The sequence below is a fragment of the Candidatus Tisiphia endosymbiont of Piscicola geometra genome, assembly GCF_964026415.1.
Taxonomy (GTDB): domain Bacteria; phylum Pseudomonadota; class Alphaproteobacteria; order Rickettsiales; family Rickettsiaceae; genus Tisiphia.
Genome location: NZ_OZ032144.1, coordinates 123661 through 149583, shown reverse-complemented (window position 1 = coordinate 149583; position 25923 = coordinate 123661). Strand labels below are relative to the sequence as shown.

Annotated in this window: 22 protein-coding genes and 2 pseudogenes; 8 read left to right on the top strand and 16 right to left on the bottom strand. The window is 32.7% G+C overall.

The genetic code is table 11. The annotated features are described in order from the left end of the window. Positions 1-188: 188 nt before the first annotated feature. The 4 genes from AAGD26_RS00685 to AAGD26_RS00670 form a co-directional block, all read right to left on the bottom strand. A complete protein-coding gene (locus AAGD26_RS00685) occupies positions 189-1079 on the bottom strand; it encodes a HEPN domain-containing protein (RefSeq protein WP_341751805.1) in 891 nt (296 codons plus the stop codon). Positions 1080-1188: 109 nt separating this feature from the next. Beyond that, positions 1189-2166, bottom strand: coding sequence for a DNA polymerase III subunit delta (gene holA / locus AAGD26_RS00680; RefSeq protein WP_341751804.1), 978 nt, complete (start codon positions 2164-2166; stop codon positions 1189-1191). A gap of 124 nt (positions 2167-2290) precedes the next feature. Beyond that, positions 2291-2794 (bottom strand): hypothetical protein, encoded by a 504-nt coding sequence (locus tag AAGD26_RS00675; RefSeq protein ID WP_341751803.1) that lies wholly within the window; start codon positions 2792-2794, stop codon positions 2291-2293. A 16-nt stretch (positions 2795-2810) separates the two neighbouring features. Beyond that, positions 2811-4937 carry a ribonuclease E/G gene (locus AAGD26_RS00670; protein WP_341751802.1) on the bottom strand — a complete coding sequence of 709 codons (2127 nt, stop codon included), beginning with the start codon at positions 4935-4937 and terminating at the stop codon, positions 2811-2813. A 565-nt stretch (positions 4938-5502) separates the two neighbouring features. Here AAGD26_RS00670 and AAGD26_RS00665 point away from each other — a divergent pair. Together AAGD26_RS00665 and AAGD26_RS00660 are read left to right on the top strand one after the other, a co-directional pair. Then, positions 5503-6645, top strand: coding sequence for an MFS transporter (locus AAGD26_RS00665; RefSeq protein ID WP_341751801.1), 1143 nt, complete (start codon positions 5503-5505; stop codon positions 6643-6645). Positions 6646-7014: 369 nt separating this feature from the next. Further along, positions 7015-7764, top strand: a complete 750-nt coding sequence (locus AAGD26_RS00660; RefSeq protein ID WP_341751800.1) for a TlyA family RNA methyltransferase — start codon at positions 7015-7017, stop codon at positions 7762-7764. A 193-nt stretch (positions 7765-7957) separates the two neighbouring features. Here the strand turns inward: AAGD26_RS00660 and AAGD26_RS00655 are convergent, their stop codons facing one another. From AAGD26_RS00655 to AAGD26_RS00635, 5 genes and pseudogenes are all read right to left on the bottom strand, one after another. Then, positions 7958-8704, bottom strand: coding sequence for a hypothetical protein (locus AAGD26_RS00655; protein ID WP_341751799.1), 747 nt, complete (start codon positions 8702-8704; stop codon positions 7958-7960). A gap of 193 nt (positions 8705-8897) precedes the next feature. Next, positions 8898-10019: pseudogene (locus tag AAGD26_RS00650) on the bottom strand (glycosyltransferase); the annotation flags it as partial. Next, positions 10016-11164 (bottom strand): putative lipid II flippase FtsW, encoded by a 1149-nt coding sequence (gene ftsW, locus AAGD26_RS00645; protein WP_341751797.1) that lies wholly within the window; start codon positions 11162-11164, stop codon positions 10016-10018. The gene ftsW and the pseudogene AAGD26_RS00650, both read right to left, overlap by 4 nt. After that, entirely contained in the window at positions 11151-12548 is a 1398-nt protein-coding gene (gene murD / locus AAGD26_RS00640; protein WP_341751796.1) for a UDP-N-acetylmuramoyl-L-alanine--D-glutamate ligase, read from the bottom strand. Before murD ends, ftsW begins: the two co-directional genes overlap by 14 nt. 173 nt (positions 12549-12721) lie before the next feature. Next, complete coding sequence (locus AAGD26_RS00635) at positions 12722-14092, bottom strand: M23 family metallopeptidase (RefSeq protein ID WP_341751795.1); 1371 nt, start codon at positions 14090-14092, stop codon at positions 12722-12724. Positions 14093-14685: 593 nt separating this feature from the next. Here AAGD26_RS00635 and AAGD26_RS00630 point away from each other — a divergent pair. The 6 genes and pseudogenes from AAGD26_RS00630 (at position 14686) to AAGD26_RS00605 (ending at position 18807) form a co-directional block, all read left to right on the top strand. Then, positions 14686-15201, top strand: coding sequence for a DUF2155 domain-containing protein (locus AAGD26_RS00630; protein ID WP_341751794.1), 516 nt, complete (start codon positions 14686-14688; stop codon positions 15199-15201). Between the two features lie 11 nt (positions 15202-15212). Further along, entirely contained in the window at positions 15213-16505 is a 1293-nt protein-coding gene (locus tag AAGD26_RS00625; RefSeq protein WP_341751793.1) for an O-antigen ligase family protein, read from the top strand. Continuing rightward, complete coding sequence (locus tag AAGD26_RS00620; RefSeq protein ID WP_341747807.1) at positions 16505-16879, top strand: NADH-quinone oxidoreductase subunit A; 375 nt, start codon at positions 16505-16507, stop codon at positions 16877-16879. Before AAGD26_RS00625 ends, AAGD26_RS00620 begins: the two co-directional genes overlap by 1 nt. Before the next feature lie 4 nt (positions 16880-16883). After that, the gene (locus AAGD26_RS00615; protein WP_341747808.1) at positions 16884-17417 is read left to right on the top strand and encodes an NADH-quinone oxidoreductase subunit B family protein; all 534 of its coding nucleotides are present in this window, start codon (positions 16884-16886) and stop codon (positions 17415-17417) included. A gap of 91 nt (positions 17418-17508) precedes the next feature. Then, positions 17509-17997, top strand: a pseudogene (locus tag AAGD26_RS00610) (NADH-quinone oxidoreductase subunit C); the annotation flags it as partial. Between the two features lie 288 nt (positions 17998-18285). Continuing rightward, on the top strand, positions 18286-18807 hold the full coding sequence (locus tag AAGD26_RS00605) for a hypothetical protein (protein WP_341751792.1): 522 nt from the start codon (positions 18286-18288) through the stop codon (positions 18805-18807). A gap of 320 nt (positions 18808-19127) precedes the next feature. Here AAGD26_RS00605 and AAGD26_RS00600 read toward each other — a convergent pair whose 3' ends face one another. The 7 genes from AAGD26_RS00600 to atpG form a co-directional block, all read right to left on the bottom strand. Further along, positions 19128-20414 (bottom strand): citrate synthase, encoded by a 1287-nt coding sequence (locus AAGD26_RS00600; RefSeq protein WP_341751791.1) that lies wholly within the window; start codon positions 20412-20414, stop codon positions 19128-19130. 258 nt (positions 20415-20672) lie between these two features. Next, positions 20673-21878 (bottom strand): dicarboxylate/amino acid:cation symporter, encoded by a 1206-nt coding sequence (locus AAGD26_RS00595; RefSeq protein WP_341751790.1) that lies wholly within the window; start codon positions 21876-21878, stop codon positions 20673-20675. A gap of 316 nt (positions 21879-22194) precedes the next feature. Continuing rightward, positions 22195-22509: a divalent-cation tolerance protein CutA gene (cutA, locus tag AAGD26_RS00590; protein WP_341751789.1), complete on the bottom strand. Its 315-nt coding sequence runs from the start codon at positions 22507-22509 to the stop codon at positions 22195-22197. Continuing rightward, positions 22510-22926 (bottom strand): 6-pyruvoyl trahydropterin synthase family protein, encoded by a 417-nt coding sequence (locus tag AAGD26_RS00585; protein ID WP_341751788.1) that lies wholly within the window; start codon positions 22924-22926, stop codon positions 22510-22512. It lies immediately after the preceding gene. Between the two features lie 198 nt (positions 22927-23124). Beyond that, positions 23125-23520, bottom strand: a complete 396-nt coding sequence (atpC, locus tag AAGD26_RS00580) for an ATP synthase F1 subunit epsilon (RefSeq protein ID WP_341751787.1) — start codon at positions 23518-23520, stop codon at positions 23125-23127. Then, positions 23520-24953: a F0F1 ATP synthase subunit beta gene (gene atpD / locus AAGD26_RS00575; protein ID WP_341751786.1), complete on the bottom strand. Its 1434-nt coding sequence runs from the start codon at positions 24951-24953 to the stop codon at positions 23520-23522. Before atpD ends, atpC begins: the two co-directional genes overlap by 1 nt. Before the next feature lie 20 nt (positions 24954-24973). Then, complete coding sequence (gene atpG, locus AAGD26_RS00570; RefSeq protein WP_341751785.1) at positions 24974-25903, bottom strand: ATP synthase F1 subunit gamma; 930 nt, start codon at positions 25901-25903, stop codon at positions 24974-24976. Positions 25904-25923 lie beyond the last annotated feature (20 nt).

Genomic DNA, 25923 nt, shown 5'->3' with positions numbered 1-25923 from the left:
AGTGTTTACTTCATAACGTCTAGTTACTACTTATATCACAATTAATGCACCCACTAAGCGATATTTAACATTTAATCGATAAAAATTATCATTTTCTTCACTTAACCTGATAATTCAATGATCTTTAGTCTTTAAAGACTCTCCTGTTCTTAATTACTTTGTTTTTATTATAGTAAGATTAAGCCAAATCACAGTACTTCTTTTCCATTAATCCTTTCCAAGCAAATTTTTTCCGTCACTGTTTTTAATTTTTTAACTCTATCAATAAGGTAAAGTAGCTGTTCTTTAGTTATTCTATAATCTTTGTTATAGCGAGCTTCAATATAAGCCTGTTCAAGTAATCTAAAACATTGCCTTTGTTCAATGCTGGAATGAGGAAATATTTGCCATAGTTCTTCATTGTAATTTCCAGCTATGCTACCTAATTTTCGTATATCGTGCAGTTTCGGTTTATAACCGGAAAAAACTAACAGGATAGCATTATAAAAACTTTCGGTAGTTTGATGAAGGTAAAAAGCTGATAAAGCATAATCTTTTCTTTCTAATGGATATTTACAATCAATAAAAAAACCTTTGCCTCTTGCAAACCAGTATTCATAATCCTCTTTAGCTATTTGTCTTCTTTCTCCCCATGGTAAGTTTTTAGCTTCTGCCAGCTGAAATTCACCGCTATCATATAAAAGAATTCCTTCTTTTTTTATATCGGAAAAGAAATAATGCCCCTTCTCTAACTGACTATTTACCGTCTTGATTGATTCTAGCACCAAAGTTACCCATAACTCAAAAGGACTTCTTAATGATTTTTTTTCCAACCTTTTTTCTATTTTATCTTCTATGGATAAACCGGCAAGACCAGCATGCTTGCCTTTCTTCATCACCAACATAAGATCAAGATCACTTTGATAACTATAAGTAATGTGTCCTTTTTTATACTCATCTTGTACCCAATCTCCCCTAGCATAAGAGCCAAATAAAATAATCATCGCTATCTTATCTTTTCCAACTGCTAAAATTTCTTTTACAATCTCATCAAGCTTTTCTTGAATTATCATAGAACAGCTAGGTAAGGTAGTTTTCATATAGATTTATCGTTATATTTTGAGAATATATTATATAATTTTACTTATTTTGTTGGCAATTTAACTAGAAGACTCCTTAAAAATTTGCTTTATGCATAATTATCTCCAATCAGTATGTTTTAACATAAACTTGTTGATATATATCAAAGCCAGCTGGATTTAGCTTGTAATCAATTTCTGCTTGCTCTAAATGTTTCAATGTTTTAATGCAATCTTCTAAGTTAACCTTATTTAGAGCTTGCTTAAAATTTGGCACATATTTATAGAAAATTGGTGGAGATACTGATTTTATAGCCATATCTATATTAACACCCATTGCTAATTTATTCAATACAGTGTATAGATTTAGATAATACCTGATTAATGCTCTGATAATTAGCACTTCATTAATATTTTGTTGTTTTAGTTTGGTGAATTCTTGTAAAAAATTATCAAGATTTCCTGAGGAAAAATAAACGCATAAATTATCCCCATTCCCTGTAAAATCATCACTAACTACAGCTAGTGCGTCATCCAAGGTGATTTGATCTTTATCAAATGTAAAATATATTAACTTATTGATTTCATTAATTAGTGTTTGATGGTCACCTTTTAAACGATCTGTTAAATAGTTAACAGTATCTTCACTTATAACCTTACCAACACTGTTACATTTTTGTAAAATTATCTTAGTAATTTTGTGTTCATCATCGTGATAGCAAGCTAGAGAAGCTAAATAAGTTTCAGTTTCAAAAAACTTACGTATACTAGAAGCAGCTGATAATTCATCAGCAATAAAAACTAAGAAATGCAATGACTCTTTACTGAGAGCTAGTTTTAAAGATTTATCTATAGACTCACCAACTGACCTTACTATAATCAATTGTTTTTGCATAAAGAAATTTTGGGTATTAACTAAAGTCTCGAGAGATCGATTTTTAATTTCAGAATATTCTATAGAGGTTTTTAGTAAGTCAAATTTCTTCACTAAAGTCTTACAAACTTTATCAATGTACCCTTTATCTGGACCATAAAGCAACAGAGCCTTAATTTGTCCATTTTCTACCTTATCAAGTAGCTGAATGATTTGTGATAGGTAAAGCTTCATCTTTAATTCTATTTTGTTAAAACAAACTGATTCTTTTTAGTAATTTTGTCGTCAAAATTTGCTTCCGTTCCTCACGTACATTAAGTACGTTGCGGTACTCAGCTACATTTCTCCTAAAAATTATTCAGTTCGTAGGCACTCTCTTAAAATATAAAATTAATCTTGCTAGGATATCATCTGCTCCTTGTTTTGTAAGGTCTTTCAATGCTACTTCTTCATCTATATAGCTATGATATGGTAAAGCAGCTGTACTATAAGAAGTTACATGCCGGAATGTTCCTGAAGTAATATCTTGACTAGTTACAATATCAACTAACCTATATTGAACAGTTTGACTGATTGCTTCTCTTAACACATCAGAATTCTTTTGAAGAATAAGTGGTAAACGTTTGTTGGTAAATTTTACCTTTAATAAATACTTTGTTGTGGCTGTTGTAGACATTGGTAAAATACTCGATAAATAGTAACAAAATTCTGCACCTTCAATAGATGCTATTGGTTCAATTTCAATGCTACTTAATTGGCTTAATTCCTGCGTGCTATATTTATTACTATATACAGGTTTTAAACTACAAGAGGTAAATAAAAATAAGTAAGCAAGAGCTAATAATAAATTTAAACGTACCATATTATATTTACCATTTTTAACTATTAGCTACCTCCTGAGATTGTCCACTATCATTGTTATTTACCTTACGTTTATTATAGTTACGTACTCTAGAGGGGCGAGAATAATTTGATTTTTTCTCAATATATTTACGGCTTGACTTATTGGTGTCAAGGTCATTATCTCCGTTATCCGATTCATTTACCACTACTGGCTTATTAGTTTCTTTAATAGAATCAATTACCTCTTTATCAATTTTTTCTATATCCTTATTTGATTCACTACTAGTTTCTAATTTATTAGGCATTTTCCATTTTTGCTTCTTCTTGTTAGGAACAGGAGTCTCTTTAATACTCTTTTCTTCTTGATAATTAGATGACTGATTCTGAATTAATGGCTTATTACCAGTTTCTGTATGGCTAGATTTCTTCGGCAATTTTATTTTTTCAATTGAATAATTATCAGAAGTGGCAGAAGGATCAACGTGGAATTTTAACTTTAAATTATATTTTTCTTCAATTAGAGATATTTCTGAACGTTTATTATTCAGTAAATAGATAACTGAATGAATATTAGCAAAAATATTTACTAAATCAATATTTTCATTAAAGATTTCATTTTCTACTGTACGTAGAATCAACATAGCATTTGATTCATCTGCCCTAACAAGACCCTTACCGTTACAATATGAACAAATCGATGAATTTGATTCCAAAAATGAGGGGCTTAATCTTTGACGAGACATCTCAAGCAAACCAAATTGACTAATATGAGCAGTTTGAATTCTTGCACGATCTCTACTTAGAAATTCCTTAAAAGACCTCTCGACAATCCTACGATTTCTAGCCTCATACATATCGATAAAATCAATAACCACTAAGCCTGATAAATCTCTTAATTTAATTTGCCTAGCAATTTCTCTAGCAGCTTCTAAGTTAGTCTTTAATGCCGTTTCTTCAATATTTTTTTCAGAAGTTGCTTTTCCTGAATTAACATCAATTGAAATAAGTGCTTCTGTTGGATTTATCACTATATAACCACCAGAAGGTAAAGCAAAAACTGGTTGGTATAGTTTTGCTAGTTGTTCCTCAACAGCAAATTTTGTAAAAATTGGCACCTTATTTTTGTATTCTTTGAGCTTAACCAAATCAATAGGTAGTATATCCTTCATGAATTTCACAGCATTTTGATAAGCCCCACTACCTTGTATTATCAACTCTTTAACAGTAGGATCACACATATCTCTTATGACTTTTTGAATTAGACCATCTTCTTCATGTATAAAACAGGGAGCTACAGATTTAAGAGTATTCTCCCTAATTTTATTCCATAATCTTGCTAAATAATCATAATCTCTTTTTATGTCTAAAGTAGTACAGCCAGCACCAGCTGTACGAATTATGATACTTGACCCACTACTGTTATTATTTGCAGTTATTTTACTGACTATATTCTTAAGCCTTTTTCGCTCATCAGCATTGGATATCTTCCGTGATACACCATTCTGCAATGGAGTATTAGCCATCAGAACGCAATACTTTCCCGCAAGAGATATAAAGGTTGTAAATGATGCACCTTTATTAGCTCTTTCCTCTTTTGTAACTTGAACAAGCATAACTTGTCCTTTTTTTATTACTTCTTGAATTTTGTATTGCTTTTGTTTATTGTCTTCCTCTCTATCACTTTTGTCTACACTTATTGTTTCAATATCATTATCTAAGACATCCAAATTAAATTCTACCTGAATTTTTTCGTCCACTAATCTTTCTATGGCATTTAAATCAATTTCTTCACTATCTATTATCGGATTATAATCCCTCTTTGTTTCAGATTCTACAAAATCATCTTGGGTAATATCTAAAAGAGAAATTTCTTGTAATTTATTTATAGAAGTCAAAGATTTAAGATCAGATACTGGTACATTATAATAATATGGATGAATTTCATTGAAAGGCAAGAATCCGCTTTTGTCCGGACCATAATCTATAAAGGCAGCCTGCAACGCTGGTTCAACTCTTATAACTTTTGCAAGATATATATTACCTTTGATTTGTTGTTTTATGGCTGTTTCATATTCAATATCCTCGATATTGTTACTATGATTCAGTAAAACCACCCTTGTTTCATTAGGGAAGTTAGCATCAACTATAATTTTTTTACTCATTAATTTTTTACTCGTAAATTTCTAGGTATACTCTTCTGCTCCTACGAATTGTTTTTTGAAAATATCATGGATTTGCATGCGTAACTCCTAGCATACTCACCATTCATTTTCGAATCCAATTCTTCAAATCATTTGAGTATATATCTCTAAGCTCTGTAAATTTAGCAACATTAGAGAATATTATAACAAATTTAAAACTTAATATTAAGTTTTAATGAGAAAACATTTAACAAGTACATTAACCTAACAAATAACTAAAAAACTCTACTTAACCTAAATTCGATATAACATTACTATGCCATTGATCATTCCTAGCTAAAAGCAGAAATCCATGATACCTAACAGTTATTCAGGCTGTTTGGATTCTACAGTGAAGCGGGGATGACATCGAGAACTATTATACCTACTTGGTTATATAATATTTTATTAAGGTCAAAATAACAAATTAATTAGACAAATCATAATGAGTGATATAATGTACTTTTGGTTATATAAAAACCTCTGAAACGCCTCTCAACTAACAAAATTTATATACGATGTAATCTAGTTTAGCAAACAATTATTTATGACCCAAAATAATCATTTAAAAACAGTTCTGCTATTGTTTCTTAGCGTATTTCTTTTTGCATGTATCACTTACATCAATGCAATTATAATGCCAAGTTTTCTGCTAAGTAAAGGCTTATCTGGGGAGGAACTAAACCATATCGAATCAATCGAAATGTTAGGTTATATAATAGCTGGTTTATTCTTAACCCCATTAATTAACAAAATCAGTGATAACAAAACTACCATTATTAGTTTAGTTATACTTATAATAGGTATATTAAACATAATTATGATGCAGGACTACACACTCCTTAGAATCAATTTTATTGTAATGGCCTCTGCATACTACACTTATATAACCATAACTATCATAAAAATTATAGAATCTACCAATAATTACAAATATTTCTCTCTTATCATTTTTTCTTTGTTATGGATAGCTGGGTATTTTGCAGTTAATTCACTAACCGACTTTTTCGTATCAGCCATAAACGGGTTATTATTATGCATATTACTTTATAGTTTCATTATTATAACTTGCTTACAAAGAGAGAGTGTTAATAAAAATACAACTTTAGTTTCTAGGTTTTCATTCTTAATAGAAAATATAGAATTACAGATACTAACAGGCTTTATGGTATCTTACATTACTTTCGATATATTGTGGTATTATGAAGAATTTGCATTGGAAAAACATCTTCCTGTATCAAAGATAGAATCTATTACACATTCTACACTTATAAGCATATTTTTCTTGATATCACCTGTTATTCTATTATTAAAAATAATCAATAAATATCTTGCTAACTTAATATTGATAATTATCCTTTTAGTCAGCTTTATTCTTTTACCGAATTATGGGGTAACTTTAATAGGTAATATCTATCTCCTTTCTACAATTGGCGTATGTTTATGTGCTATTTTTATTTGTAACATATTAATATTATCCAATAAATTCGAGACACAAGATTTTAGAACCGCACTTGTAATATATTTAACTATGTGTGCTATTGGTGCGTATTCTGGAGCTTTATCTTCATATATATCTTATGGTCTTTCTGATGAACAAGGTTTTTTATTTTCTACATTTAGCGTTGTTGGAACTTTTGTACTTTATTATTCTTGGTATTTTTTTAAACGGAAATTGTACAGGTGGTAGGGGTATAATCTAAACAGTTTCCCAAGACTAAATTGCTACTCGGAGTACGAGTGTCAAGTACTGGAGCGTACAACTAGTCACACTACTGGACAACTAGTACATGAGGAGCGGAGATATTTGGTCGCGAGAACGCCAATTCTTACAGTTCACCGAGTATACTCAAATGATTTGAAGAATTGGAACGTAAAACAAGGGGTAAGCGAACGGAGCGTAGATGAGCTACGTGAGTACGCGAATTCCCCGCAGTTTTACGGAGACAATTCTTCAAAGCAGAAGAGTATATACTAGTGATCCACACGGGTAAAGCCTGTACGGGGATGACATCAAACCTATTACATCGAACTCAGGTTTAAGTTGCTATGAAGATTTATGAAAAAAATAAGACTTGACCAATATCTAGTAGAATCCAAATTAGTTGATGATATTAACATTGCACGAAGCTTAATAATACAAGGCAAAGTATATGTTAATCAGCAGCAAAATACTAAACCAGGTACTGGCATATCAACTGATACTCGTGATATTATTATAAAACGCCCGATACATGATTATGTATCACGAGGGGCGTTAAAGTTAATTGCTGCTCTAGATCATTTCAATATTGACCCACAAGGGCTAGTCTGTCTAGATATAGGCTCTAGTACGGGTGGTTTTACTGAGGTGTTGTTCCGTAGGAATGCTGAAAAGATTTTTGCAGTAGATGTAGGATATGGTGAACTACATCATAAGCTACGTAATAATCCCAGAATTTCAGTAATTGAAAGAACTAATGCCCGGTATTTAACAATTGAGCAAATTAGTTTACCACCAGACCTGATCGTTTGCGATGCTAGTTTCATTAGCCTTACCACCATATTACCCACTGCATTTAGCTTGGCAAAAGATAATTGTAGTTTAGTTGCTCTAATTAAGCCCCAATTTGAAGTGGCAAAGAACGAGGTAGGGGATGGTGGCATTGTTAGAAACCAACTCTTACACCAAAGAGTATGTGACCATATTCAACAATGGCTAGAATCAAACTATAATTTTAACATATATGGGATAATACCCAGCCCTATTCTAGGAGCAAAAGGCAATCAGGAGTTTTTAATTTATGGACAGCGTAACAAAAAACTATAATTAACCCGAGTTGCCAATTAATTATATATATACTGCTCGTAAATGAAGAGTTGGTAGACGATAGTATAACTTCAAGAAGAGCTAGGCAGTAGCAAAGTCGAGCAGCGTAGCGTACATGAGTAACGGAGCAGCTTCGATCTTTAGACACGACAACGCCAATTCTTGAAGTTCTACCTGAGTATATAATCTGTATTTATATTGCACGAGGCGGTAACTGAAATTTCTCTTGTTCATTAACAATAGTACTATTCACTCTATTATTAGTGTCGTTTTTACCAACTTTCCCATTAGGATCATTTACCTTTATATCATCATAATCTTCACTAAGAAATTTTCTTTTCATTTCTGATTTATTGAGTACACTCTTAGTTTTATTAGTTTCTAATTTTTTACTGTTTTTATGACTATCTGTTTCTATTGGTAACATATCAGCACTTTGTGTTTTAACATTTTTCCCCGCAGGACAACTATACTTTTCTAAATCTTTTTTAGTTTCATGCAGCATAGCTTTAATTTGCTCTAGCTCTTTGTGCAACTTACTGTTTTCCTCATCACTATTTCGCTTTTTTACCCTATCACTTGCTAAGTTCAATGAAGGATAATCTTTATCTTGATTTAACTTCTGCCTTCTTTTGCGATCTGCATCCTGTTTTACCATCTTAAGATACATCTGACGATTTCTTAAAGTTGGATTAATTGTTTCCGTATCAGCTTCACTAAGTAAATCTTCCTCATCGTCATCAAAATTTTCTTCCGTGACGTTCCTTTTTGCCATTGATATATACTTCTTATTATAAAGAGGCGGTCGCTTACTACCTTCAAAACCTTTTGTATCTATAATTTTATTATTAGCAGATTTTTTAAAATATCCTCTAAAACCATCAGTACAACCTGAAAGTAGGAACAATCCCAAAACTGTAATAATAGTTTTCCTTAACATAAAGCAATCCGATAATTTTTTAATAAGCCATAATTAATGACACAGAATTATTAAAGTTGCAAGAAGCAATTCCCTCAACTGAATTAAAAAGTCAGCTTATTATTTCTTCTATTGTATCAGCTAAAACTATACTACCGTCATTTCTTCGCTTTAATAATTCACGAGATGCCCGCCCTAGTATATCACGATTTTTTACCAGCACTAAGATTTTATCGGCTAATTTTTCTGCTGTGATCGTACTTTGTTCAAAACACCACCCTGCCCCACTATCTTCTAGAGCCTTGGCATTATAGAATTGATGGTTTTCGCTAGCTGAAGGTAGTGGAATAAAAATCGCCGGCAAGCCAATATAGCTAAGCTCAGAAATAGTTGATGCCCCAGCTCTTGATATTACTAGCTCTTGACTCACATATTGCTGATCCATATCATAAAAAAAATCTGCTAATTTATATGGAATTTTCAACTGAGCATAAATTTTCGCAATATTATCATGATCTTCTAAGGGAGCTTGTTGGGTAATATGCAGTTTAATATCAGGATTTGATTGCACCAATATCTGAATAGCTTCAGGTATTAAAGTAGAAAAAACCTTTGCTCCTTGGCTTCCTCCAAAAATAAATATTCGGAAAGTGTCATTATTAAAATTTTCTCTAACTTTCAAATTTTTAACATTTTCCCGTACTATATTTCCTATAACCAGTTTCTTACTTTTATCAAGAATATTATAATTTTTAGTTTCATCATATGTAAGAGCAACTTTCCTAGCATATTTTAAGAAAAATCTATTAGCTTTACCAATAAAGCAATTTTGTTCATAAACTATGATAGGAATACGTAAAAATACTGCAGCAAGCAATGGAGGAAAAGTCGGATAGCCACCAAACCCAATTATAGCATATGGTTTAATCTTCACTAATAGCAATAACATCTTAAAAGTTACAAATAACAAAGAAATCAATAACTTAAACCTATTAATTAACCCTTTAGGTGGCAATCTGAAATTTATTATATGTGGTATAAGCTTTAAATCTTCAGTAGACCCCCTTCGAAACTCTACTTCTGCTGGTGATTTGTACGTCGATGCGGTACTCGAATCCTCACGTACATTCGAGTACGCTGCGGTTCTGCGTTCCGCGTCTCCTTCAAATCCCTCAGCATAAGCGAGTTTCGAAAGAGGTCTAATTAAATATTTTTGGCATCTAACATCGGTGATAAGGTGCAACTCATACCCACGCTTCATTAATTCTTCACCTAAAGCAATAGCGGGAAACAAATGACCAGCTGTACCACCCCCAGCAACAATTATATTCTTCATATGTCAATATCTTGAATTTTATACTTACTAAGAGAGGTTTTATGTTTGGTAAAACCAAGCAGCATCCCCGTAGCAATGGCTATAGCAAGAGTTGAAGAACCACCATAACTAATAAAGGGTAACGTCATACCTTTGGTTGGTAATAAATTCAAGGTTACACCAATATTAATGATTGCTTGTAACCCTATTTGGGAAATAATACCACTTGCTGCTAATTGAATAAATTTATCTTCTTCATTAATAAGTTTAAGTAAACTACGAATAACTATAAAAGCAAATATCCCTATAATGATTAAGCAAATAATTGCCCCAAATTCTTCACCAGCAACAGCAAAGATAAAATCAGTATGCGAATCCGGCAATACTTGTTTTACCGCCCCTTCACCAGGACCACGACCGTATAAACCTCCATGCTCAAACGCCCTGATTGACTTACCAACTTGGTAATTACTACTACTATCAGGATCCAAGAAACTATTAATCCTTTTTGTTACATGAGGAAGCCAAAAGTAAGCTGCTGTAACCCCAAATACCAACATAAAAGCAGCAAGTATAATCCAAAATATCGGCATACCAGCAATAAAAAGTTGAATACCAAAAACAGCAGTTACCATCACTAACATACCAAAATCTGGCTGGATAATTAATAATAAAGCAACGATACTATAAAGACTTATGCAAATAGAAAAACTTGGAAATTCATCTTCAAATTTCAGCGATAATATCCAGCCTGCCACCACTGCAAAAAATGGTTTTACAAATTCTGAAGGTTGTACAGAGAGACCTAGAATATTAATCCAACGAGTAGCCCCCTTAACCTCATAACCATAAAATCTAACTAAAATTAATAATAATATACTACCAATAAACCCTAGAATTGAGAATCTCTTTAACCATTTTCTTGAGAAAAAAGAAAAAAAAATGATTAGTAACAAAGCACTAGCAAGGTAGAATAATTGTCTAGATGCAAAATAATACTCATTAAGTCCAATTCTATTTGCTACTGCTGATCCTGATGTAGTAACCAACATTATACTAAACACAAATAGGATTACTAAAGCAATAATCATTTGCTGGTCAATACTACGCCACCACCATTTTATATAGTTGTTAGACAATTCATTATTATGATTATCTTTTATCATGGGTAGCAATAATATTATATAATTTAATAAATAATTCTCCGCGTTCTTCAAAATTTTTAAATTGATCGTAGGAAGCACAAGCTGGGGCTAGCAGAATATTCTTTATACCCCCTATATCCTCCATTGCATCTCTAAAGGCAGAATTAAAAGCCTCCGTTAAATCTTGACAAATTTGGAAATCTACCTTGCCCTTAAGTGACGATGCAAAAAGCTCTTTATCTTGACCAAAAAGATAAGCCTTATGAATTTTATTAAACCATGGCTCTAAATTTGTTATTCCTCCTTCTTTTGCTACCCCCCCAGCTAACCAATATATATTATCAAGCGATGAGATGGATTTAGAAGCAGCAATATCATTGGTAGCTTTGCTATCGTTATAAAAATTTATCTTACTCGAATGGTCTGAGTATATTGTACCAACATATTGCATTCTATGTGGTAACCCCTTAAATAGCCCGATAGCGGCAATTATTTGTTCTGGTCTTACCCCTATAATTCGACAAGCTGCATAGCTAGCGGCAATATTTTCTTGATTATGTATACCTTGTAGATAGTTATTATTATGGAAATTAATAGTAATAGGTTCAAAAATATTGTCATAAATAATATTATTACAAATTGATACTCCTTTATTAAGAATTTCATAAGTAGAGATTGGTACTACATTTGTTCTATTTTCCTTTTGTAATTCTAGAGAAATATTCTTGGTAATTTCATTATCAACACTAATTATAGCAAATGAATCTTTATCTATTCGATCAAAGATCTTTTTTTTAGCAGCAATATAGCCTTGCATATTATTATGTCGGTCTAAATGATCTTGCGTGATATTAAGAAGCACCACAATTTTGGCTTTAAAACTGTTTAATAAATCTAATTGGAATGAGGATAGCTCCAATACATATCCTTTACTATCTAACCTCATAGCCAAAACAGGAAAACCTATATTTCCTCCAACTTGATAATCAAAACCACAAGATTGTAAAATATGACCGGTTAAAGCAGTGGTAGTACTCTTACCATTAGTACCAGTTATGCCAATGAAATTAGCTGCCTCAGCCTCTCTTAACCTAACTTCCTCAAATAACAGATCTATATCTGAAGTTATCGGTATATTATAAGAATTAGCCATTGTAACAATGTCATGAGACAAAGGAATACCTGGACTCAGTAGAATCTTATCAAGATTTTGCCACTGCAGATCAGATAAGCTAACAAGACTATCACTCCCATAGATTTTGGTAAAAGCATCCCGACTGCTCTTTGCTTGATCATAGCAAATTACTTTAGCTACTTTATTCAGTACTTCCCAAGCGGCTATACCAGTCTTACCCAAACCAACTATACCTATCTTCTTATGTTTTTGTGAAAGAAACGATGACATAATTTTTAGGCTTACCTTGTTTTACTTATGTTTACTATTTACATTACTGAGCTGCATTTTGACTAAAAATTACTTAAATAATTTAGTAAGATTGTATTTTTTCTAAACTCATCAAGGATTTTTTCTTTATCACACTTGGTGAAATAATAAGAAACGAGAACTATATTAACTCCTTAAGATTTCAAGAATTTTGTTGCTGAATTTTCAGCAATCTCTGACTTATTATCAAGCTCATTACTTAAAGACCTTACATTACTTTTAAATTGTTTAAATTTTGCTAATTGCTTGCCAGCAAGTTCTATGCCTGGAGTAGATTTAACGTGCATAGGGTTTATGTTCTTACCACCTATTTTAACTTCATAATGTAAATGTGGTCCAGTAGTTCTACCAGTACTACCAACATACGCAATAACTTGACCTTGTTTAACTATACTTCCTAGCTTAAGATTTTTAGAAAAATTAGAAGCATGAGCATAAGCAGTTGATAGATTTTGACTATGTTTAATCTGTATAAATTTTCCGTAGCCAGATTTCCATCCTATTTCAGTTATCACCCCATTACCTGCAGCATAAATCGGCGTACCAGTTGGAGCAGCAAAATCAACACCTTTGTGCATTTTAGTATAGCCTAAAGTAGGATGATGTCTATTACCATAATGAGAAGAAACTCTAACTAATTTAACAGGTGTTCTAAGCAAACTTCTTTTGACACTTTTACCATCCTCAGAAAAGAAATCATGATTATTTTCTGCATTATTTGGAGAATATCGAAAAATATTATATTCCTTACCAGATAAATTAAGTGATACATATAAAACCTTACCATGATGAGAAAATTTACCATCCTCGGTAACAAATTTTTCGGTTATAACAGTTACAATGTCACCACTCTTAATTTGACGTTGAAAATCAATTTGATAACTATATGAGTTGATCATTTCAATTATACTATTACTCGATAACCCTAACGATTTTAAAGCTGACATAAAGTTTGAATTAATAACTACCGACGATTTAGTTAATAGCTTATTGAAAACTTTGGTTACGTCTCTTGCAAGGAAATCTTCACCTTCTCTAATAATTTCTAAAGATTTGACTTTATCATACGCTATAGTCAGTTTATTTAATGTACGTGATTCAGCAGCAAGATCTTCATCATCTTGTTCCGTAATGTTTATCTCATAATCAAAAACAAGTTGCTGCCCTATCTTCAGAGAAGATTCAATATTTTTATCTTTTGCTATTTTTATAATTTGGGTTATTTCTTTATTTGGAATTTGTTGATGCAAAAGTATTGCCTTTAATGTATCACCTTTTTTGACTGTTATAATTTGGGAGATTTCATTTGATAGTTCTTCTGAAGATTCAAGTATCTCTGGCTCTGCTATAGTCATTGACATAGTATCACTAACGAACTTATTGATCGATAAAGATACAAAAGTAGCAAAACCCATAAAAATAAATATAGAAAAGTATGAAAAACCAGTTCTAAATTTAGAGTTAATTTTTGGGTTTGTTAATATAAGGCGGATAATAGCTTGCATTAAGGCTTACTCTAGTGATATTGATTCATAAGAAAACAAATAACTAACCAAAAATTTAAATATTTTTAGTTTTCATTTGATCTTTATGGTAGTGATCCTACCAATATGGAGTATAGAAAAATAAATTACAATAAAAATATTACTAAAGTTTTACTTATTTTAAACTACTAGCGATGAATTACACTATCATAAAATTTTATATATACAATTTTGCTGCATGCTAGTATAATTCAGCACAGTCCAAATTCGGTGAAATTATAGATTGCTTCGTCGACCTACGGTCTCCTCGCTAATAGACGTTTTATAGACGTATATACTGCTCGTAAATGAAGAGTTGGTAGACGATAGTATAACTTCAAGAAGAGCTAGGCAGTAGCAAAGTCGAGCAGCGGAGCGTACATTAGTACGTGAGCAGCGGATATCTTTAGACACGACAACGCCAATTCTTGAAGTTCTACCTGAGTATAGTCTATTAGAGAGTGAACGTACGTGAGTGTGGCAATCCATAATATTAAAGCCCATTCGAGATAAGAATTAGTTAATTCTTATCCCGAATTGGGGCAAATTATAACTTAAAGAATTATTATTTTCGCATGTTGCAGAAATTGATGAAGCACCTTATATTTGCTAGTATAATGGGGTTTTTATGTATTCTTTCTTCTTATGGACAAGCTGAAGATACTACCCAAAATATGGAATTCCTTGATACTACAGATGAAAGTAATGAATTAAAAAATCATAATTTTACTGAGCATGTTGCTGATTCTAATAACTTACCTAATATACAAAATAATGTTGAACATTCAGAATTAAAAACTTACAGTATTGGTAAGGTTATTGCTTTAAATAAAATCACAGCAACATCAAAGGAGCTGGTATTAAAACCTAATGAACCACAATATTTTGGTAATATTCAAATTAAACTTCATAAATGTATTAAAAATCTTGATCCTTACAATGAGGATAATTACATGCTATTAACCATTACAGAGCATAAGATTGATGAAGACCCTATGTTAATTTTTCAAGGATGGATTATCTCATCAAGCATTTCAGTTTCCACCTTTGAACATCCTATTTATGAAATCTTTGCTAAAAATTGTTTATAGGATATTTAAGAATGATACAATCCCTGTTTTACATTTTAGTAATGCTATTTCCAGTAGTTGGATTGATTTCTGGTTTTTCTGCTGCAGTAACAGTTCCTCTATTGTTATTAACTATATTAATTGCTTTGCGAGATAAAATCTTTATTCATTTTAAATACACCGCTATTAAAGAAACTTTGTTATCCAATTGGAAACTGGAATTACTATTTTGTCTTTGGTGTCTTATAACAAATTTTTATTCTCTTAACTATCCCTCTTCTTTGCTTAATTATCTACAAGTTTTTTTAATTGTTTTAATGGGATTTATCGTAAATAGCCATATTGACAAATTATCCATAAATGTAAATAAAATAAAAATATATTTTATTATAGGAGTATTGGCTGCAATTGCTTTGTTTTTTATAGAATACGCATCTCATGGTATTATAACAAGGGCTTTCCGTACTGTTTTTCAGCCAAAGTCTTCAAATCAATTCTTTTTATTCACTCTTGATCGTGGGTGTTCTTTATTATCAGTTCTTTCATGGGTAGCGATAGCTATAATTATATCATATCATAGATATTTATTAGCACTAATATATTACCTGATAATTTTTTATTTGCTCTATATCTCAGATAGCCTTGCAAGCTTTTTAGCATTTACCGTAGCTGGATTAGTATTTTTAACAAATAGGCTGTTAGTAACCAAATCACTGCAATCTGTTTTTTTGAAATTATTTACCCTTGCTATGATATCTGGTTCAATATTGATGCCGATAATTGCCTATAAAATACAACCACATTATGCCTCAGATCACTATGCCAAGTTTCTACCTGACTCTGCTAAGCACCGTGTATTTATTTGGCACTTTGTTGCCAAGCAAATTATCAAGAAACCAATTTTAGGTCATGGATTTGCTTCATCAAGAAATTTTAAAATTGATGAGAAACAAATGATTAGCTATAATCAGTGGACGTGGTCTCCCCTTCCTCTACACCCACATAATAATATAATGCAAATTTTATTGGAAACGGGCTTAATAGGTTTGATATTATTTTTATCTTTAATTTACAAATATATTCAAAAAATTAGTAATATATCCTTAGTGCAGTCTTCTAAAAGTGGTAAGATGAATCGAACGACTGAAAATAACAAAATAGATGTATTAAATTACAAGTCAGTTGCCTATGCTTGCTTTATAAATTATTACATAATAGGTATGATTTCATTTAACATTTGGCAAATATGGTGGGTTTGCAGCTCTTTTGGAGCGATGATTTTGTTTAAGTTACTTCTTTCAAAATCACAGGAGTACAATTACTAATGTTGGAAACATCTAATATTTTACAGGAATACTTGCCTATAGCTGTGTTTTTTGGTATAGCATCAGTTTTATCATTGGTAATAGTTACATTGCCAAGGCTTTTAGCTCCTCAAAAATATAATAAGGCTAAGTTGGATAGTTATGAATGCGGATTTGAACCTTTTGGTGATGCTAGAAGCAAATTTGATGTACGTTTTTATCTAGTAGCTATTTTATTTATTATTTTTGATCTAGAAATAACTTTTTTGGTGCCATGGGCTATTACGCTTGGACAAATTGGTAAATTTGGTTTCTTCTCAATGATGTTTTTCTTATTGGTACTTACCATCGGTTTTGTATATGAATGGAAAAAAGGAGCTTTAGACTGGGAATAATGACATGCAAGCAAAGATAGATCTATATGATCAAGATAAGCTCCTTGAAGAAGAAATTTCAAATCGAGGATTCCTTATAACTAAACTCGATGATTTGATAGGTTGGGCTAGATCTAATTCACTTTGGCCCATGAGTTTTGGTCTTGCATGTTGTGCGGTAGAAATGATGCAAGCTGCTGCTAGCCGCTATGATATGGATCGTTTTGGCATGTTGTTTAGACCAAGCCCTCGTCAATCTGATTTAATGATAGTTGCAGGGACATTAACAAATAAGATGGCTCCGGCTCTTAGAAAAGTTTATGACCAAATGACTGAACCTAAGTGGGTTCTGTCAATGGGAAGCTGTGCCAATGGTGGTGGTTATTATCACTATTCATACTCAGTAGTACGTGGCTGTGATCAGATTGTTCCAGTAGACGTATACGTACCAGGTTGTCCTCCGACCGCTGAAGCTTTGATTTATGGTTTAATGCAGTTACAAAAGAAGATTAGAAGAACTACTAGATTTAGAGAAGGTGACAATGGAAAATATCATTGACGACTTAATAAAAAATCAGAATCTTGAAATAACTGCTTTGCCTGAAAATGATTTGAATATACATTTTATTAGCTATAAAGCTGGTATAGAAAGTTTGCTACCATTTTTATCGGCAATTAAGGAATCTGAGGATTTACGTTTTACTGTGTTGACAGATTTGTTTGCTGCAGATTTCTTGAGCCGTTCTAAACGGTTTGAAGTGGTGTATAATTTACTAAGTCTTAAATTAAACAAACGTATATTAGTTAAAGTTGAGGTTGGAGAAAATGATATAATTCCTTCAGTTACCAAAATCTTTAGTGCTGCTTGCTGGTATGAACGTGAAGCATATGATATGTTTGGAGTGAATTTTGCTGGGAGTCATGATATTCGTCGTATTCTAACAGATTATGATTTTGTCGGTCATCCTCTCAGAAAAGACTTCCCATTAACGGGTTACGTGCAGGTTAAATATGATGAGAATCTTGCAAAAGTAGTATATGAGCCAGTGAAACTCGACCAACCATATAGAGAATTTGATTTTTCATCAAGTTGGCAAGGACCAAGTTATGTATTACCTGGAGATGAAAAGGCGAAGTGAAATAACTGTCATATTTACCTTCTTGATTATGGTATACTGCTCGTAAATGAAGAGTTGGTAGACGATAGTATAACTTCAAGAAGAGCTAAGCAGTAGCAAAGTCGAGCAGCGTAGCGTACATGAGTAACTAGGCAGCTTCGATCTTTGGTCGCGGGAACGCCAATTCTTGAAGTTCTACCTGAGCATATATTCCAGGGAGATAATACTTGCAAAATTGCTTTTTACTAATTATGTTACCAATCATGTTAATGGTGCAATTAGTTTCATAATTTTATTTTAAAAGATATCATGTTAACAATACTAGACTTAGAAAATTTTAAAACCAGTAAAAAAAATAATTCAAAGAAGTTGTTTTCAGCTGTTAGTGGTGATTTGCTGGATGCAATAAACGCAGGTAGTTTTTCTAGGTGTTACAGTCTTATCTTACGGTCTTCCGATGACTATAATTTAAAGCAAGTAAATGAAAATTTGCATGAATGTGCAGTATTTGAGTTGCTATTAAGTCTATTACAGCATAAAACATCTGATGACTGCAATAAATTCCTTAAAACCCTAGGGCAAGCCATCAGTGATTCAGATGTTGACACAGGAGAGTGGTTATGTGCTTGTGCACAGGCAAATTCGTTTTCAATGTTATATGATTTTTTAAGAAATTTGAATGGTTTTGAGCTAAACTATAGTTTAGCTTGTCATGATGCTTCAAATCTCGTCAGTACTCCTGAAAATCTAAATACTAATGACAGACAAAACAGTAACGGCGATGTTGCTCTTGCAGGTGTAGAGGAGTCAATTAATCTATTGCTAGAATAGCATAGTTAAATAGTCAATCCTTCAAAAGTCTAAAAACACAACATCTACTATATTTAAACGCAAGAGGTGTCATTCCTGCGTAGGTAGCGGAATCTATAGTACCTCAGGGCTTTTTGGAAACCATTTTAGATTCCCGACTTTAGCTAGGAATAACAAGCATTGTTAGTGAGTAGACTTAAAAATTTTGAAAATCCATAAGGTTTTGAACAAAATAAGGTGAAAATCTTATGGATTTTGATGTGATTTTTGACCACGAACATGTATTATCTCTTATGTCTACAGCCTTTTTGACGGATTGACTATATAGGATTTTACTATAATTATCTTTTATCAAAAGGAATAAATTCTCTTTGTACATACCCAGTATATAATTGCCGAGGTCTGCTAATTTTTTGTTCAGGATCTTCATGCATCTCTTTCCATTGTCCCATCCAACCAACAGTTCTTGCTATAGCAAAAAGCACTGTAAACATCTGTGATGGTATCCCCATAGCTTGATAAATAATACCAGAATAAAAATCAACGTTTGGATAAAGCTTACGATCTATAAAATATTGGTCATTGAGAGCAATTTTTTCAAGCTCAGTAGCGATTTGGAGTAATGGGTTATTATTTTCTCCTAATTCATCTAATACTTCTTTGCAGGTCTCTCTAAGTACAACTGCTCTTGGATCATGATTTTTATAGACTCGGTGACCAAAGCCCATTAAGCGGAAAGAATCATTTTTATCTTTTGCTCTTGCAATATATTGTGGAATACGGTCTATTGTCCCAATCTCTTTCAGCATATTAATTACTGCCTCATTTGCTCCGCCATGTGCTGGTCCCCATAAAGATGCTATGCCAGTACTGATACAGGCAAACGGGTTAGCACCGGATGATCCGGCCAAACGTACTGTTGAAGTGGAGGCATTCTGCTCATGGTCAGCATGGAGAATAAATATTTTATCTAAGGCGTTCTTTACTACTTTGTTTACCTTATATTTTTCACAAGGCGTCGCAAACATCATATGGAGAAAATTTTCAGTAAAATCTAAACTATTATCAGGATATATAAAAGGCTGACCTATTGAATATTTATATGCCATTGCTGCAATAGTTGGCATTTTTGCAATCATTCTAATAGCAGCTAACTCGCGTTCATTTTCTTCTACATTTAAAAAACTTGGATAAAATGCAGATAAAGATCCTACCACAGCTAGCATAATTGCCATGGGATGAGCCGAGGGGCAGAAAGCCACAAATAAATTTCTAAGCCGCTCATTAATCAAAGAATGATGAGTAATTTTTTGGGAAAAAGATTTATATTGATTGATAGTTGGCAATTCACCATTTAGCAACAAATAGGCTACTTCTAAGAAATTACTTTTTTCTGCTAACGTTTTAATATCATATCCCCGATGTCTTAATATCCCTTGATCCCCATCTATGTACGTCATTGCAGATTTACAAGCTGCTGTAGACATAAAACCAGGGTCATAAGTGAAATAGCCTGTTAATGAATATATACCGCTAACATCAATAACATCTTGACCAATCGATGCTTTTTTTATTGGTAACTTAAAAGACTTATCACCTATTTTTAATTCAACATCTTCTACTTTCATATATCCTCATTTTATCATATAGCTAACCCTATTAGGAGTAATAGACTTGCTGCATAAATCAAAGATAGTTGAGGGATTTTTAGGAGAAACGAAGCCGGCTACCTTCGCGTACACAGACGTACGTGAGGAGCGGAGGCGAGTTTCGACGACAAAATCACCAACTAGACTGACTTATGCAGTAAGTCTAATGTATAGTCTAGGTTAACTATACTACTATATCATATTTTTATTGCCCACTAATACCAAAATGCTAATATTTTACACCGAATTATATGTATCTTTATCCAAAGTACCTTCACTATTATCGATAATCAAGGTAATTGTTGCATCACCTGTAATATTAATGGTGGTACGTAACATATCTAATATCCTATCAATTCCAGCAATTATAGCAACTCCTTCAATCGGCAAATTGATTGAAGATAGCACCATGGGCAGCATTATCAAAGAAGCCCCTGGAATACCAGCCCCACCTATAGAGCCAAGAGTTGAGGTGATAATAATGACTAAATAATCATGTAATGCTAAATCTACCCCCATCATTTGGGCAAAAAATATGGTAGTAAGAGATAAATTTATTGCAAACCCATCCATATTTATCGATGCACCAAGTGGTAATACAAAAGAAGTGCTAGATTCAGATACACCTAATCGTTCACGACAAACTTGCATAGTGGTGGCAAGTGTTGCCTTGCTACTAGAAGTAGAAAAGGCAAGTACCTGATATTCTAGACTTTTTCTATAAAAAGGTAATGGTGATATTCGACAGAATAGATAAATTAGCATACCAAAAATACCATATTGACATATCATGGCAATAACTACCGCAGCAACTAATCTAGACAAGCTAATCATTACATCAAAGCCCTGCGTACCAACTATCCAAGCAGTTAAAGCAAATGCACCATATGGAGAAAGTTGAATGATCATGGAGATCATTTTTAACACTATTTTTGATAATATGTGAAATAAATTCTTAATAGGTGTAGCACTAACATCCATTTTATTTAGTACAAGTCCAAAAAATATTGCGAAGAATACAATTTGCAAAACATTAGAATTGGCAAAGGATCCCACTACATTCTCAGGCACAATATTTACAAAAAAGTTAAGCATATTAAAGGACTTCTCTTGTGAAACATTTTGTGCAACATCAAAGTTAATATGCACACCATGTCCTGGCTTTAATACAAGAGCAACTGTAATACCAAAAACTACGGCAAAGAAGGTAGTACCTAAAAAAGCTGCAACTGCCTTTATCCCTACTCTACCAAGAGAAGCAGGGTCATTCATGCTAGTTATGCCAGATACTAAACTAAAAAATATTAAAGGAGCAATAATCATTTTGATCAAACGTAGGAAAATATCTCCTACCGGTTTTATATAAGATACATATTCAGGAAAATATATACCAAACAATATACCCAAGATTAATCCCAATGTAACTTTTTTCCATAATTTCATTGTTCTACTTAATTAATTTAAAGAGTGTTTTGATCCGACGTCATCCTGAAATAAATTCAAGATAATATCCACTTGTGTTCAGGATGACACCAACTTTGGAATTCTAGATATACTCAAATGATTTGAAGAATTGGATTTGAAAATGAATGGTGAGCATGCTAGGTGTACATATAGTATAATTACGCATGCGAATCCATGATATTTTCAAAAAACAATTCTTTAAAGCAGAAGAGTATAACATAGCTGACTTAAACTCAGGAAGCAGTGGACTATATAGTTTGAGTAAATCTTAGCTCTAATAAACACTCTCTTAAAATTAGATACTTTGAGTTACCCAATTTAAATAGCTAGACAGCCCATCTTGAATGTCGAGCTTTATTATTTGCGGAAGATCATAATTATGTATATCAGTAATCACCTTTTCTATTGTATTGTAGTTATCAGACTTAGCCTTTATCACAATACGATATTCTAGCACAGAAGATATCTTGCCTTCCCATTTAAAATAGCTGACTATATTATCTACTTGTATACAAGCAGCTAGATTTTCTTCCAATAAGCTAGTTGTTATTTTATCTACCACCTGCTGGTCATTGGTCGTAGTTAAAATCACACAACATCTTTGTACCACTTATACCTCAACAAAGCAATTAGGTGTTTCAAATAATTTGACTTTTGTAATAATAAAAGAACTATTAGTAAATAATTTTGGTAAAATATTCAATTTTAAGTGTAGCGCTATATTTTCTGCAGTTGGATTTTCCTGCATATAATATATTTTTTGACCAGTCCAGTCACATATTCTATCCCCCATTTCTCTATCATTTTGGTGTAATATAATATTATGATCAAAATTATCATCTATCCACTTTTGTATTATTGACTTCATGTAACCAAAATCTATAACCATACCAAGATTATCAGTAACACTTGATTCCACTGTAACTTCAAGGACATAACGATGACCATGTAGAAATTGACACTTATTCTCATGTCCAACAACTCTATGACCTGCATCAAATTCAATTTTACGAGTACACTTTATCATCATTAACCTCAAGTATAGATGTAAGACATCGGTTTAATAGCCTAGGGTATCATCCATGCACTTTTGATATCATCTCAGGCGTAGCCCCCCCGGCTGGTATCTAAAGAAAATAGCCTAGAAGGATGTTATACTATCGTCTACCAACTCTTCATTTACGAGCAGTATATACTCGAATGCTTTGAAAAATTGTTTAATTCTTTAAATATGAGCTAGCAAAGATTCATATCTAGCAATATCCAATTTAATAATATCAATTTTTGTATCATCAATTTCTTCGTCTATTTCTTTTGTTAAAGAGTCTATTTTTCTAATTATGTCATGTAGTTGCAAACTACTAGTATCAACAGCAAACTCTGTCACTATATTTACATTTGTCCACGTGACCTCAGCTAACCCTGAGTAGATAAAGTACTTAAATACAGAATTATCTACTGTAATTTTTGTCAATCCATCTTTTAAATTTGCAATCAATAACTCATGACCTGGTAAAACCTCAAATTCTCCTAATTCTCCCGGCATTGTTATCATCCGAGCTTCCATGTCAAACACAACATTCACTGGCGTTACAATTTTAACTCTAATTGTTTTATTCATTATGCCACTTTTTCTTTAAGTGTTTCACCTTTCTCTACTGCTTCATCAATGCTACCAACCATATAAAAAGCAGCCTCTGGTAAATAGTCATATTTGCCAGAAACCAACCCATGAAACCCTTCAATAGTATCAGCTAAACTGACAAATTTTCCAGCTATACCTGTAAACACTTCAGCAACATGGAAAGGTTGAGATAAAAAGCGTTGAATTTTCCTTGCCCTAGTAACGGTTAATTTATCTGCTTCCGATAACTCATCCATTCCTAGAATGGCAATTATATCTTGCAGAGACTTATATGTCTGCAAAACTTTTTGTACCTCACGAGCAACCGAGTAATGTTTCTCTCCAACAATTGCCGGATTTAGTAATTGTGAACTACTATCAAGTGGATCTACTGCCGGGTAAATACCAAGCTCAGCAATTTGTCGACTAAGTACGGTAGTCGCATCCAAATGGGTAAAAGAGGCAGCAGGAGCAGGATCAGTTAGGTCATCTGCTGGCACATAAATAGCCTGCACAGAGGTAATTGATCCAAGCTTTGTTGAAGTAATACGCTCTTGTAGCTCTCCCATATCTGTTGCCAGTGTTGGTTGATAACCAACTGCTGAAGGTATTCTGCCTAAAAGGGCTGATACCTCAGAACCAGCTTGAGTAAAGCGAAAAATGTTATCGACAAAAAACAAGACATCCTGTCCTCCATCTAAATCCCTGAAACTTTCGGCTATAGTAAGACCACTTAAAGCAACTCTAGCTCTTGCACCGGGTGGTTCGTTCATTTGCCCATAAACAAGAGCTACTTTAGATTTTTTGGAATTTTTTAAATCAATTACCCCAGAGTCAATCATTTCATGATAAAGGTCGTTACCTTCTCTAGTCCTTTCCCCAACTCCTGCAAAAACCGTATATCCTCCATGTGCTTTTGCTATATTATTAATAAGTTCCATAATTAACACTGTCTTTCCTACCCCAGCACCACCAAATAACCCAATTTTTCCTCCTTTTGAATAAGGAGCTAAAAGATCAATGACCTTAATTCCTGTAACCAAAATGTTTCTTTCAGTTGATTGATCAACAAAACTTGGAGCTGGTTTGTAAATTGAAGCAAAGTCAGTTGAATCAATCTTACCTCTTTCATCAATTGGTACACCAACCACATTTATTATGCGTCCGAGTGTGCCAATACCGACAGGTATCTTAATAGTCTCACCTGTATCTATTACTTCTTGCCCTCTTACTAACCCTTCTGTTGGTCCCATAGATATACATCTAGCAATATCGTCTCCTATATGCTGTGATACTTCTAGTATCACTTTCTCTCCATTATTATTGCACTCAAGTGCATTGAGAATTTTTGGCAATTTACCATCACTACTAAACTGCACATCGACTACAGCTGAAATAATCTGCACAATCTTGCCAATAGTTTTTGTCATATTTTACCTTAATTTATTTTTTATACGGCTTCTGCCCCTGCAATAATCTCTATCAAATCCTTAGTAATCAGATCTTGTCTAGATCTATTAAGTTTTAGTGTTAATTTATTAATAAGCTCCTTAGCATTTTTTGTTGCATTATCCATTGCTGTCATTCTAGCTCCTTCTTCGCTAGCTCTATTTTGTAGTAGAGCATAATTAATTTGAGCAGATATATAAAGATTAATCATATGCAAAATAAGCCCTTCACCTTCATATTCATAGCTCAAATATTTCTCATTTGAACATAGCTGTTTTTCAATTGGCAATATTTGCTTTTTAGTTGGAATCTGTATCATAGCATTTTTACAATTGTTAAAATATATTTGACAATTGCTAATTCTAGAATCCTCTATCATCTCCATCAGTTTTTCTTTGACCTGAAATGACAAATTATTATTATGAGCTTTTGGAAACTCATAATAATTATCAATATAATGGGAATATTGCCCCTTAAATACATCATAACCCTTTTTGCCAATAATAATAAGCCTTACTTGTTTACCAGCATTTTCCAAATTTGCAATATCAGATTTTACCTGCTTGGACAGTAAAAAATTAAAAGCTCCGCACAAGCCTCGTTCGGAAGTGACTACTATTAGTAAATGTAACTTATTTATATTAGACCTATTGCATAATTCTACTTCTGCAAGAGGTCTATTCACGTCACCTTGGTATAATAATTCTTCCGAAAAAAATTTTTTCTGTTCGAGAGGCATATCCTGTAAATTATTGCTAGATGCCACACTAGACATTATATCCTGCAGAATCCCAATATAATCCTCTGAGTCCTTAACTTGGTTTTTGGCCTTTGTAAACTTAGTAGCCGAAACTATCTGCATAGCCTTAGTAATTTTTTGCGTTGTTGTAATGCTCTTAATACGAGATCTTAACTGTTTTAAACCTGACATAGCTACCTAATTAATCTTAA